Below are 14,324 nucleotides of genomic sequence, written 5' to 3'. Positions count from 1 at the left end.
CAGCAATGTATCTGCTGGGACTTTTAACACTTGAAATCAAAAACTCAGATAACGATCAAAAACAATGTGGACTGTTTTTTCCCCATAACCCTTTACATCGCACCCGCAAAAATCTGTTCAATCTCTGCCTGCGTTGCCACACGTGGATTGGTGAAACCACACGCGTCTTTCATTGCATTGGCTGCCAACGTCGGGATGTCTTCTGTTTTCACACCCAGTTCAGCCAAAGATTGTGGAATGCCGATGTCAGCTGACAATTGGCGAATCGCGCTGAGGCACACTTGTGCAGCTTGCTCATCATTCAAACCACCAATGTCCTCGCCCATCGCTTCAGCCACATCCGCCAAGCGGCTGGCCGATACGCTGGCATTGAACGCTTCAACATGCGGCAACAACAGTGCATTGCACACGCCATGTGGCAAATCATAAAACCCACCCAATTGGTGAGACATCGCATGCACATACCCTAAGGATGCATTGTTAAAAGCCATGCCTGCTAAAAATTGTGCATACGCCATTTGCTCACGCGCCTCGGCATTGCGACCATCGTGCACAGCGGTGCGCAAATATTCAGAAATCAATGACACCGCTTTGAGCGCACATGCATCCGTGATCGGTGTGGCCGCAGTTGAAACATACGCTTCAATGGCGTGGGTCAAAGCATCCATGCCCGTCGCTGCGGTCAAACCTTTGGGCATGCCCATCATCAAATCGGGGTCATTGACCGATAAAATGGGTGTGGTGTTGCGATCCACAATCGCCATTTTGACATGCCGCTGTTCATCGGTGATGATGCAAAAACGGGTCATTTCACTGGCGGTACCCGCCGTGGTGTTGATGGCAATCAATGGCAACTGCGGCTTTTTCGATTGATCCACACCTTCATAATCCGCAATTTTCCCACCATTCGTAGCGACCAAAGCGATGCCTTTGGCGCAGTCATGTGATGAGCCACCACCCAGTGAGACGATGCAATCGCTTTGCTGAGCAGACAATGCGGTCAAACCAGCCAATACATTCCCTGACGTCGGATTGGGTTGGGCGTCGTCAAACAAATGTGAGCTGACGCCATGTGCAGCCAATTGCTCAGCCACATGTGTGGCCACACCCAATTGCGACAAACCTTTGTCGGTCACAATCAAAGCATGCTTAAAGCCATAGGCTTGAATCGCCTTCATGGCATCAACCAGACTGCCAGCGCCCATGATGTTTACAGATGGAATGAAAAATGTTGTACTTGCCACGATGTTGTCTCCTAGAGGATGATATTTGATTGATATACAACTGTTTTATTACCCAATTTTTGGGCGGGATTTGAGCTTATCCCCATGCACCTTGTCAAACATAAATCACACAGCCATGTATTCACCATATATTGAATAAAACTGTATTTTTCACAAGTTGCATGGACTTAAGAATAGACACTTACAGGTTGGCATACGGTTGGTATGACCTTGGCATATGGGGTTTTTTGTGGTTCAATGGACATATTGAACCATTGGCAGATCTGAGCAAGTACACATACAACGATCAGCAAGCACAACCAAAAGTACCAAGGAGACCGGGCATGGAACGAGCGGCACTGACGCGCTATCGTCAACGATTAGAAAGTGCACATCAAGTTTTCACTCAAGGCCAGCGCAGTTTGGCATTGCCACAAAGGGTATACGATTCTTGGCAACGCTCAAGTGCTTCTGTCAGCACACACATCCATGCGGCTCCCCTCTTGGATCAACTCTATACGCGCACCATTTGGCAAGAGTCTGTGATCGCTCGGCATGGGCAAGGCATTCTGAATCAATTGTCCAGCATCGCGTTGGAAAACCGTTTGATTGTCGCCCTCAGTGATGCACAAGGGCATATTTTATGGACAGATTCAGGTCGAGCCATGCGTGATCGGGCAGAGAAAATCAACTTTTCCGCTGGCGGCTTGTGGCATGAACGTGCCGTAGGCACAAATGCATTGTCTGAGGTGTTGACCCACCATCGCCCTCAAGCCGTCTTTGCGGGTGAACATTATGCAGACATCGTTCACGATTGGTCATGTGCGGCCGCCCCCATCATTGACCCACGCAATCAACATGTCGTTGGGGTTTTGGATTTTTCAACCACATGGCGACAACACAGTGGTTTAACTTTGGCTGCCGTACAAAATTTTGCTCAAAGTTTAAGTCAACTGATTGGGACTTTTGCCCAGCCTCAATTGATTCTCAATGTTTGCCAACCCCATGCCGCAGCGTATTGGGATCACAAGCCACTGGCTTGCTCACCGCGCCAAATGGAAATCCTGACTTTACTGGCACTGCACCCCCAAGGTTTGTCATTGAGCGAGCTGCACAGCAAACTGTACGGCGATCACCGCGTCAGCACAACCACATTGAAATCAGAAATCAGCCACATTCGCTCGTTATTGGGCTCAACATTGCACAACAAGCCTTATCGCTTAGGTTCTCCCATTGGCACGGATCACAGCGGCCTCATCCAATCCATTGAATCAGGGGACTCCGCAGCCGTTTTACGCGATTATCGCGGTGTGTTTCTACCCAACACAGACTCCCCTGAACTGTTGAATTGGCAAAACTTCATTGAGGCTGGGGTAGAACGAGCCATTCACACGTGCCAAGACAACAGCATCCTAAGTCATTTTTTTCAACGTCACCATCACCGCAGTGCTGCTGAACGCTTGTTATTGTTGACCCCTATGCACAGCAATCAGCACGAACTCATTCGATTGTGGCTGCGCAACAATCAACACTGATGTCAGCCAGTGTTGCATCTAGCCCATGAAATAATGACTTTTAGCGATTGCAATAGAGAGCCATCCGCTCATTTCGACAGGAAAGCCAAAGCTCAATAAAAAATCCGCCGAAATTGGCGGATTTTTTATTGACAACAAATTGACAACAAATTGACAACAATAGACAGCAACAAACAAATGGTTATTTTTCACCATTCAATGTCACTTCAATGCGGCGATTTGGCATCAAACAAGCAATTGTGCGTGGCGATGCTGGGCCAGGGCAATTCACAACAGGATTTGCAGGTCCCATGCCGCTGGTCGTGATCAAATTCGCAGGCACACCTTGTTGTACCAAATACTTTTTAACTGTGACTGCACGTGCACGAGACAAGGCCAAGTTGGTCTTAGGTAAACCGATTCGATCACTGTAGCCCACAATTGAGACCGAAGTCAGTTTGCTCAAACCTGAATTGATTTGACCCGCCAATTGACGTAAATTTTCACGCCCTTTGGTTTGCAAACTATTCAAATCCGAACGGCCAAACGCAAACAAACCATCGGCAGACAAGGTGATCGGCTCAGCCACGCGTGGTGCGGGTGGTGGTGCTTCATGCAAGAAACCTTCGCATTGTTTGTCTTTCCAGTAAGTTGCATTGATGTGGTAATCTTTATCATATTGAACTTGGTATTGGCACGTCACATAATCGCCACCCATTTGTCCTGTATAAAAATTAAACGCATAATCCCACACATGTGGATTGCCAATGCCCTCACTAAAATGCGGGTTACCCAGCAACAAACGCACTTGGTCTTTATGTAAACCCGCAGCAATTTTTTTCAAATTTTCCAAATTCACAAAATCACCTGTTTTTAAATAGGTCGATTTTAATTCTGGAAATTTCACAGTTGTTTCAGCTTGTTGCGCAAAGGCAGCGGTACTGCCCAAAGCCAGCACCACTGCTATTCCTGTAAACAATGTCATGTATTTTTTCATCATCAATCCTTATTCTATCTATTGAGCAGCCATCTGCCAAGGTATCGGTCATGGGTGGCTGATGAAACATCGCTTCATCAGCCAAGCCCCCCTCACATCATGCAAAGGGAGCCTTTCTGTTTAGAATTAATCCCATACTTTCGTGAAACCAATACGAGCACCGATCTTACCTTGTTGAGAAGCTGTGACGCCACCCGACAAACTCCAACGGCCGTTGTCTGAAGTCTTACGACCCGAGATACCAATTGCAGTCTGACCATCGTAATGCCCAACACCCATGTAAGTGGTGAACTTGCCAGCCACCGATGGGGCAGACTCAAGTGCCAATGCTGCTGCAATACCGCCTTTGAGCTCCTTGATATCGGTATTGACACTCGATTTCAACGCTTTCAACTGGCTCACATTCACCGCATCGGTATCAGCAGAACCTGCGGCAACATTGGTGATTCGACGTTCAGCACCTGCGGAACCAACTGAAACCTCACCCACAGGTGTTGCCCCTGCAATCGAGCCGCCTGGGTTATAAGCTGCGTTAGTCAAGCTTGTACCATCGGCCACCGAATTGGCACCCAAGGCCACCGAATTGTTCGCAGAAACATTCGAATTCGACCCCAAAGCCACCGAGTTGGCAGCTGAAGCTGTCGCACTCGTACCCATTGCCAACGAATTGGTCGCATTGGTCGTTGTCACAGCCCCATTGCCCATCGCGGTTGAGTTATCGCCATTGGCCACAGAATTTGGACCGATAGCGATCGAGTTATTGCCATTGGCCTGTGCACCCGCCTCAGTTGAGTTCGCCTGGAAGTATTTCGAACCTTTGGTCACCACGGTTGACAACGAAGCCACCGCGCTGTTGACCGAGCTCAAACCACTTGACGTCGTCGTTGACAATGAAGCCACCGCGCTGTTGGTCGTACTCAAACCTGTCGAAGTCAAAGTGGACAACGAAGCCACCGCACTGTTGGTCGTGCTAAGACCCGTCGAAGTCAAAGTTGACAACGAAGCCACCGCGCTGTTGGTCGTACTAAAGCCCGTTGAAGTCAACGTTGACAACGAAGCCACCGCGCTGCCTGAGCTGCTGAATGACGATGAAATCGAAGCAATCGCACTACCCAACGTGCTCAACCCTGTTGACGTTGAAGTCGACAACGAAGCCACCGTTGAATCCACCGTGCTAAAGCCCGTTGAAGTCGATGTTGACAACGAAGACACCGCACTGTTCGTCGAACTGATCGCCGTTGAAGTCGCCGTAGACAACGAAGACACCGCACTATTCACCGTGCTGAAACCAGTCGAAGTCGAAGTCGACAACGAAGCAATCGAACTGTCTACCGTACTGAAGCCCGCCGAAGTCGACGTTGACAATGAAGCCACTGTTGAATCAACCGTGCTGAAACCAGCCGAAGTCGATGTTGACAACGAAGCCACCGTTGAATCAACTGTACTGAAGCCTGCCGAAGTCGATGTTGACAATGAAGACACCGCACTGTTCGTCGAACTGATCGCCGTTGAAGTCGCTGTAGACAATGAAGCCACAGTCGAATCAACAGTGCTGAATCCAGCCGAAGTCGAAGTTGACAACGAAGCCACCGCACTGTTCGTCGAGCTAAAGCCCGTCGATGTTGACGTTGACAAAGACGCCACAGCACTGTTCACATACATAAAGCTTGTTGAGGTCAATGTTGACAACGAAGCAATCGAGCTGCCTGTCACTGTTGACAACGATGCCACTGTTGAGTCAAGCGTACTGAAACCAGCTGAAGTCGAAGTCGACAACGAAGCGATCGAGCTGCCTGTTACTGTTGACAACGAAGCCACTGTTGAGTCAAGTGTGCTGAAACCAGTCGAAGTTGACGTTGACAACGAAGCGATTGAGCTGCCTGTCACTGTTGACAACGACGCCACTGTTGAGTCAAGCGTACTGAAACCAGCTGAAGTCGATGTTGACAATGAAGCGATCGAGCTGCCTGTCACTGTTGACAACGATGCCACTGTTGAGTCTACTGTACTGAAACCAGCCGAAGTCGAAGTTGACAACGAGGCCACTGTTGAGTCCACTGTACTGAAGCCGGTCGAAGTCGACGTTGACAACGAAGCCACTGTTGAATCAACTGTACTGAAACCAGCCGAAGTCGATGTTGACAACGAAGCGATTGAGCTACCTGTCACTGTTGACAACGAAGCCACTGTTGAGTCAAGCGTACTGAAGCCAGCCGATGTCGACGTTGACAACGAAGCGATTGAGCTGCCTGTCGCTGTTGACAACGACGCCACTGTTGAGTCAAGCGTACTGAAGCCAGCCGAAGTCGACGTTGACAATGAAGCGATTGAGCTACCTGTCACTGTTGACAATGAAGCCACTGTTGAATCCACTGTGCTGAAACCAGCTGAAGTCGACGTTGACAATGAAGCCACTGTTGAATCAAGCGTGCTGAAACCAGCTGAAGTCGACGTTGACAACGAAGCGATTGAGCTGCCTGTCACTGTTGACAACGAAGCCACTGTTGAGTCAACCGTACTGAAGCCAGCCGAAGTCGACGTTGACAATGAAGCGATTGAGCTGCCTGTCACTGTTGACAACGATGCCACTGTTGAATCAAGCGTGCTGAAACCAGCTGAAGTCGACGTTGACAATGAAGCCACTGTTGAATCAAGCGTGCTGAAACCAGCCGAAGTCGATGTTGACAACGAAGCCACTGTTGAATCAACTGTACTGAAACCAGCTGAAGTCGATGTTGACAACGAAGCGATTGAGCTGCCTGTCACTGTTGACAACGATGCCACTGTTGAGTCAACCGTACTGAAGCCAGCCGAAGTCGACGTTGACAATGAAGCGATTGAGCTGCCTGTCACTGTTGACAACGATGCCACTGTTGAGTCTACTGTACTGAAACCAGCCGAAGTCGACGTTGACAATGAAGCCACTGTTGAATCAACCGTGCTGAAACCAGCCGAAGTCGATGTTGACAACGAAGCCACTGTTGAATCCACTGTGCTGAAGCCAGCCGAAGTCGACGTTGACAACGAAGCGATCGAGCTGGCTGTTACTGTTGACAATGAAGCCACTGTCGAATCCACCGTACTGAAACCAGCTGAAGTCGACGTTGACAATGAAGCCACTGTTGAATCAACCGTGCTGAAACCAGCCGAAGTCGATGTTGACAACGATGCGATCGAGCTGCCTGTTACTGTTGACAATGAAGCCACTGTTGAATCCACTGTGCTGAAGCCAGCTGAAGTCGATGTTGACAACGAAGCTACTGTCGAATCCACCGTACTGAAACCAGCCGAAGTCGATGTTGACAACGAAGCCACTGTTGAGTCCACTGTACTGAAACCAGCTGAAGTCGAAGTTGACAATGAAGCCACTGTCGAATCCACCGTACTGAAACCAGCTGAAGTCGACGTTGACAACGATGCGATTGAACTGCCTGTTACTGTTGACAATGAAGCCACTGTCGAATCCACCGTGCTGAAGCCAGCTGAAGTCGACGTTGACAACGATGCGATTGAACTGCCTGTCGCTGTTGATAACGAAGCCACTGTTGAGTCCACTGTGCTGAAGCCAGCCGAAGTCGACGTTGACAACGAAGCCACTGTTGAATCAACCGTGCTGAAACCAGCCGAAGTCGACGTTGACAATGAAGCGATTGAGCTGCCTGTCACTGTTGACAACGATGCCACTGTTGAGTCTACTGTACTGAAACCAGCCGAAGTCGATGTTGACAACGAGGCCACTGTTGAGTCCACTGTACTGAAGCCAGTCGAAGTTGACGTCGACAACGAAGCCACTGTTGAGTCCATTGTACTGAAACCAGTTGAAGTCGATGTTGACAACGAAGCCACTGTTGAGTCCATTGTACTGAAACCAGTTGAAGTCGATGTTGACAACGAAGCCACTGTTGAATCTACTGTACTGAAGCCTGTCGAAGTTGACGTCGACAACGAAGCCACTGTTGAATCAACCGTGCTGAAACCAGTTGAAGTCGATGTGGACAACGAAGCCACTGTTGAGTCTACTGTACTGAAGCCTGTCGAAGTTGACGTCGACAACGAAGCCACTGTTGAATCAACCGTGCTGAAACCAGTTGAAGTCGCTGTGGACAACGAAGCAATCGTGCTATTGGCGGTGCTCAAGACAGTCGATGATGCCGTTGAAGCAGCCGTTGACAATGATGCAATCGAACTATCGACTGTACTGAAACCAGTTGAAGTCGATGTGGACAACGAAGCCACTGTTGAGTCTACTGTACTGAAGCCTGTCGAAGTTGACGTCGACAACGAAGCCACTGTTGAATCAACCGTGCTGAAACCAGTTGAAGTCGCTGTGGACAACGAAGCAATCGTGCTATTGGCAGTGCTCAAGGCAGTCGATGATGCCGTTGAAGCAGCCGTTGACAATGATGCAATCGAACTATCGACTGTACTGAAACCAGTTGAAGTCGATGTGGACAACGAAGCCACTGTTGAGTCTACTGTACTGAAGCCTGTCGAAGTTGACGTCGACAACGAAGCCACTGTTGAATCAACCGTGCTGAAACCAGTTGAAGTCGCTGTGGACAACGAAGCAATCGTGCTATTGGCAGTGCTCAAGACAGTCGATGATGCCGTTGAAGCAGCCGTTGACAATGATGCAATCGAACTATCGACTGTACTGAAACCAGTTGAAGTCGATGTGGACAACGAAGCCACTGTTGAGTCTACTGTACTGAAGCCTGTCGAAGTTGACGTCGACAACGAAGCCACTGTTGAATCAACCGTGCTGAAACCAGTTGAAGTCGCTGTGGACAACGAAGCAATCGTGCTATTGGCGGTGCTCAAGACAGTCGATGATGCCGTTGAAGCAGCCGTTGACAATGATGCAATCGAGCTGTCGACTGTACTGAAACCAGTTGAAGTCGATGTGGACAACGAAGCCACTGTTGAATCTACTGTACTGAAGCCTGTCGAAGTTGACGTCGACAACGAAGCCACTGTTGAATCAACCGTGCTGAAACCAGTTGAAGTCGCTGTGGACAACGAAGCAATCGTGCTATTGGCGGTGCTCAAGACAGTCGATGATGCCGTTGAAGCAGCCGTTGACAATGATGCAATCGAACTATCGACTGTACTGAAACCAGTTGAAGTCGATGTGGACAACGAAGCCACTGTTGAATCTACTGTACTGAAGCCTGTCGAAGTTGACGTCGACAACGAAGCCACTGTTGAATCAACCGTGCTGAAACCAGTTGAAGTCGCTGTGGACAACGAAGCAATCGTGCTATTGGCGGTGCTCAAGACAGTCGATGATGCCGTTGAAGCAGCCGTTGACAATGATGCGATCGAACTGTCGACTGTACTGAAACCAGTTGAAGTCGATGTGGACAATGAAGCCACTGTTGAATCTACTGTACTGAAGCCTGTCGAAGTTGACGTCGACAACGAAGCCACTGTTGAATCAACCGTGCTGAAACCAGTTGAAGTCGCTGTGGACAACGAAGCAATCGTGCTATTGGCAGTGCTCAAGACAGTCGATGATGCCGTTGAAGCAGCCGTTGACAATGATGCGATCGAACTGTCGACTGTACTGAAACCAGTTGAAGTCGATGTTGACAACGAAGCCACTGTTGAATCTACTGTACTGAAGCCTGTCGAAGTTGACGTCGACAACGAAGCCACTGTTGAATCAACCGTGCTGAAACCAGTTGAAGTCGCTGTGGACAACGAAGCAATCGTGCTATTGGCAGTGCTCAAGACAGTCGATGATGCCGTTGAAGCAGCCGTTGACAATGATGCGATCGAACTGTCGACTGTACTGAAACCAGTTGAAGTCGATGTTGACAACGAAGCCACTGTTGAATCTACTGTACTGAAGCCTGTCGAAGTTGACGTCGACAACGAAGCCACTGTTGAATCAACCGTGCTGAAACCAGTTGAAGTCGCTGTGGACAACGAAGCAATCGTGCTGTTGGCAGTGCTCAAGACAGTCGATGATGCCGTTGAAGCAGCCGTTGACAATGATGCAATCGAACTATCGACTGTACTGAAACCAGTTGAAGTCGATGTTGACAACGAAGCCACTGTTGAATCAACCGTGCTGAAGCCAGTTGAAGTCGCTGTGGACAACGAAGCAATCGTGCTGTTGGCGGTGCTCAAAACAGTCGATGATGCCGTTGAAGCAGCCGTTGACAATGATGCGATCGAGCTGTCGACTGTACTGAAGCCAGTTGAAGTCGATGTTGACAACGAAGCCACTGTTGAGTCTACTGTACTGAAGCCTGTCGAAGTTGACGTCGACAACGAAGCCACTGTTGAATCAACCGTGCTGAAACCAGTTGAAGTCGCTGTGGACAACGAAGCAATCGTGCTATTGGCGGTGCTCAAGACAGTCGATGATGCCGTTGAAGCAGCCGTTGACAATGATGCAATCGAGCTGTCGACTGTACTGAAACCAGTTGAAGTCGATGTGGACAACGAAGCCACTGTTGAATCTACTGTACTGAAGCCTGTCGAAGTTGAAGTCGACAACGAAGCCACTGTTGAATCAACCGTGCTGAAACCAGTTGAAGTCGCTGTGGACAACGAAGCAATCGTGCTATTGGCGGTGCTCAAGACAGTCGATGATGCCGTTGAAGCAGCCGTTGACAATGATGCAATCGAACTATCGACTGTACTGAAACCAGTTGAAGTCGATGTTGACAACGAAGCCACTGTTGAGTCCACTGTGCTGAAACCAGTTGAAGTCAATGTAGACAACGAGGCAATCGTGCTGTTGGCTGTGCTCAGGATCGTCGATGACGCCGTTGAAACTGCTGTTGACAACGATGCAATTGAACTACCCGTCACGGTCGACAACGAAGCCACTGTTGAATCAACCGTGCTGAAACCAGTTGAAGTCGCTGTGGACAACGAAGCAATCGTGCTATTGGCAGTGCTCAAGACAGTCGATGATGCCGTTGACACTGCTGTTGACAACGATGCAATTGAACTACCTGTCACGGTTGATAACGAAGCCACAGCACTGTTGGTTGTGCTTAAGCCTGTTGAAGTACTCGTTGACAACGAAGCCACTGTTGAGTCCACTGTGCTGAAACCAGTTGAAGTCAATGTAGACAACGAGGCAATCGTGCTGTTGGCTGTGCTCAGGATCGTCGATGACGCCGTTGAAACTGCTGTTGACAACGATGCAATTGAACTACCCGTCACGGTCGACAACGAAGCCACTGTTGAATCAACCGTACTGAAACCAGTTGAAGTCGATGTGGACAACGAAGCAATCGTGCTGTTGGCTGTGCTCAGGATCGTCGATGATGCCGTTGACACTGCTGTTGACAACGATGCAATTGAACTACCTGTCACGGTTGATAACGAAGCCACAGCACTGTTGGTTGTGCTTAAGCCTGTTGAAGTACTCGTTGACAACGAAGCCACTGTTGAGTCCACTGTGCTGAAACCAGTTGAAGTCAATGTAGACAACGAGGCAATCGTGCTGTTGGCTGTGCTCAGGATGGTCGATGATGCCGTTGACACTGCTGTTGACAACGAAGCCACAGCGCTGTTGGTTGTGCTTAAACCTGTTGAAGTGCTCGTTGACAATGAAGCAATCGAACTGCCCGTCACAGTCGACAACGAAGCCACTGTTGAATCAACCGTACTGAAACCAGTTGAAGTCGATGTGGACAACGAAGCAATCGTGCTGTTGGCTGTGCTCAGGATCGTCGATGATGCCGTTGACACTGCTGTTGACAACGAAGCCACGGCGCTGTTGGTTGTGCTCAAACCTGTTGAAGCTGAAGTCGACAACGAAGCCACCACGCTACCGGTCAATGTTGACAACGATGCAATCGCACTACCCGTCACCGTTGACAACGAGGCAATCGTGCTGTTGACGCTACTCAAAGTGGTCGATGATGCCGTTGAAACAACGGTTGACAACGATGCAATTGAGCTGCCAGTCACGCTTGACAATGACGCCACAGCGCTGTTGGTTGTGCTCAAACCTGTTGAAGTGGAAGTCGACAACGAAGCCACTGTTGAATCAACCGTACTGAAACCAGTTGAAGTCAATGTTGACAACGATGCAATCGCGCTGTTGGCTGTGCTCAAAACAGTCGATGACGTTGTTGAAATGGCCGTTGACAACGATGCAATTGAACTACCCGTCACGCTTGACAGTGACGCCACGGCGCTGTTGGTTGTGCTCAAACCTGTTGAAGTTGAAGTCGACAACGAAGCCACCACGCTACCCGTCAATGTAGACAACGATGCAATCGCGCTGCCCGTCACCGTTGACAATGAAGCAATCGTGCTGTTGGCGCTGCTCAAAGTCGTTGATGTGATCGAAGACACTGCAGTTGACAACGATGCAACCGCGCTGTTGGTTGTGCTCAAACCTGTTGAAGTTGAAGTCGACAACGAAGCCACTGTTGAATCAACCGTACTGAAACCAGTTGAAGTCAATGTTGACAACGATGCAATCGCGCTGTTGGCTGTGCTCAAAACAGTCGATGACGTTGTTGAAATGGCCGTTGACAACGATGCAATTGAACTACCCGTCACGCTTGACAGTGACGCCACGGCGCTGTTGGTTGTGCTCAAACCTGTTGAAGCTGAAGTCGACAACGAAGCCACCACGCTACCCGTCAATGTAGACAACGATGCAATCGCGCTGCCCGTTACCGTTGACAATGAAGCAATCGTGCTGTTGGCGCTGCTCAAAGTGCTCGACGTGATCGAAGACACCGCAGTTGACAATGATGCAACCGCGCTGTTGGTTGTGCTCAAACCTGTTGAAGCTGAAGTCGACAACGAAGCCACCACGCTACCCGTCAATGTAGACAACGATGCAATAGCGCTGCCCGTCACCGTTGACAATGAAGCAATTGTGCTGTTGGCGCTGCTCAAGGTCGTTGAGGTAATAGAAGACACCGCCGTTGACAACGATGCCACGGCGCTGTTGGTTGTGCTCAAACCTGTTGAAGCTGAAGTTGACAATGAAGCCACCACACTACCCGTCAATGTCGACAACGAGGCAATCGCGCTGCCTGTTACGGTTGACAATGAAGCAATTGTGCTGTTGGCGCTGCTCAAGGTCGTTGAGGTAATAGAAGACACCGCCGTTGACAACGATGCCACGGCGCTGTTGGTTGTGCTCAAACCTGTTGAAGCTGAAGTTGACAATGAAGCCACCACACTACCCGTCAATGTCGACAACGAGGCAATCGCGCTGCCTGTTACGGTTGACAATGAAGCAATCGTGCTGTTGGCACTGCTCAAAGTAGTCGATGTGATCGAAGACACCACCGTTGACAACGATGCAACTGTGCTGCCTGTTAACGATGACAATGACGCCACTGCACTGTTGGTTGTGCTCAAACCTGTTGAAGTTGAAGTCGACAACGAAGCCACCACACTACCCGTCAATGTCGACAACGAGGCAATCGCGCTGCCCGTTACCGTTGACAATGATGCAATCGTGCTGTTGGCGCTGCTCAAAGTCGTTGAGGTAATAGAAGACACCACAGTAGACAACGATGCAACTGTGCTGCCTGTTAACGATGACAATGACGCCACTGCACTGTTGGTTGTGCTCAAACCTGTTGAAGTTGAAGTCGACAACGAAGCCACCACGCTGCCCGTCAATGTTGACAACGATGCAATCGTGCTGTTGGCGCTGCTCAAAGTGGTCGATGTGATCGAAGACACCACCGTTGACAACGATGCAACTGTGCTGCCTGTTAACGATGACAATGACGCCACGGCACTGTTGGTTGTGCTCAAACCTGTTGAAGTTGAAGTCGACAACGAAGCCACCACGCTACCCGTCAATGTGGACAACGATGCAATCGTGCTGTTGGCGCTGCTCAAAGTCGTTGAGGTAATAGAAGACACCACCGTTGACAACGATGCAACTGTGCTGCCGGTTAACGATGACAATGACGCCACTGCACTGTTGGTTGTGCTCAAACCTGTTGAAGCTGAAGTCGACAACGAAGCCACCACGCTGCCCGTCAATGTTGACAACGATGCAATCGTGCTGTTGGCGCTGCTCAAAGTCGTTGAGGTAATAGAAGATACCACCGTTGACAACGATGCAACTGTGCTGCCGGTTAACGATGACAATGACGCCACTGCACTGTTGGTTGTGCTCAAACCTGTTGAAGCTGAAGTCGACAACGAAGCCACCACGCTGCCCGTCAATGTTGACAACGATGCAATCGTGCTATTGGCTGTGCTCAAAACAGTTGATGTTGTTGTTGAAATGGCCGTCGACAACGATGCAATTGAACTGCCAGTCACGCTTGACAATGAGGCCACTGCACTGTTCGTTGTGCTCAAACCTGTTGAAGTACTGGTTGACAATGAAGCCACTACGCTACCCGTCAATGTCGACAACGAGGCAACCGTGCTACCTGTTAACGATGACAATGACGCCACAGCGCTGTTGGTTGCACTCAGCCCTGTTGAGGTACTCGTTGACAACGATGCTATAACCGAGTCAGCAGAACTCAAGCCACTGGAGGTTGAACTTGACAAAGACGCCACCGCGCTGTTGCTGGCACTCAATCCAGTTGAAGTGCCCGTTGACAATGAAGCAATGCTGCTTTGAGT

The 14,324-nt window shown here is 49.6% G+C and carries 4 protein-coding genes and 1 pseudogene; 2 read left to right on the top strand and 3 right to left on the bottom strand.

What is annotated here, in order from left to right; all coding sequences use genetic code 11:
* Positions 1 to 92: 92 nt before the first annotated feature.
* On the bottom strand, positions 93 to 1,205 hold the full coding sequence (yiaY, locus tag DTO96_RS05820; RefSeq protein WP_444542319.1) for an L-threonine dehydrogenase: 1,113 nt from the start codon (positions 1,203 to 1,205) through the stop codon (positions 93 to 95).
* A gap of 362 nt (positions 1,206 to 1,567) precedes the next feature.
* On the opposite strand from yiaY, the gene DTO96_RS05815 reads away from it, so the two are divergent.
* Complete coding sequence (locus tag DTO96_RS05815; RefSeq protein ID WP_157964343.1) at positions 1,568 to 2,758, top strand: helix-turn-helix domain-containing protein; 1,191 nt, start codon at positions 1,568 to 1,570, stop codon at positions 2,756 to 2,758.
* A gap of 181 nt (positions 2,759 to 2,939) precedes the next feature.
* Here the strand turns inward: DTO96_RS05815 and DTO96_RS05810 are convergent, their stop codons facing one another.
* Both DTO96_RS05810 and DTO96_RS13225 read right to left on the bottom strand, forming a co-directional pair.
* The gene (locus DTO96_RS05810) at positions 2,940 to 3,734 is read right to left on the bottom strand and encodes an OmpA family protein (RefSeq protein ID WP_192879022.1); all 795 of its coding nucleotides are present in this window, start codon (positions 3,732 to 3,734) and stop codon (positions 2,940 to 2,942) included.
* A 126-nt stretch (positions 3,735 to 3,860) separates the two neighbouring features.
* A pseudogene (locus DTO96_RS13225) lies at positions 3,861 to 4,172 on the bottom strand (YadA-like family protein); the annotation flags it as partial.
* Between the two features lie 124 nt (positions 4,173 to 4,296).
* On the opposite strand from DTO96_RS13225, the gene DTO96_RS13220 reads away from it, so the two are divergent.
* Positions 4,297 to 14,322 carry a midas domain-containing protein gene (locus DTO96_RS13220; RefSeq protein WP_114562626.1) on the top strand — a complete coding sequence of 3,342 codons (10,026 nt, stop codon included), beginning with the start codon at positions 4,297 to 4,299 and terminating at the stop codon, positions 14,320 to 14,322.
* The last annotated feature ends 2 nt before the right edge of the window (positions 14,323 to 14,324 follow it).

It is taken from the genome of Ephemeroptericola cinctiostellae (genome assembly GCF_003339525.1).
GTDB classification, from domain to species: Bacteria; Pseudomonadota; Gammaproteobacteria; order Burkholderiales; family Burkholderiaceae; genus Hydromonas; species Hydromonas cinctiostellae.
The sequence above is the reverse complement of the archived record's forward strand: the minus strand, read 5'-3'. Positions and strand labels throughout refer to the sequence as shown.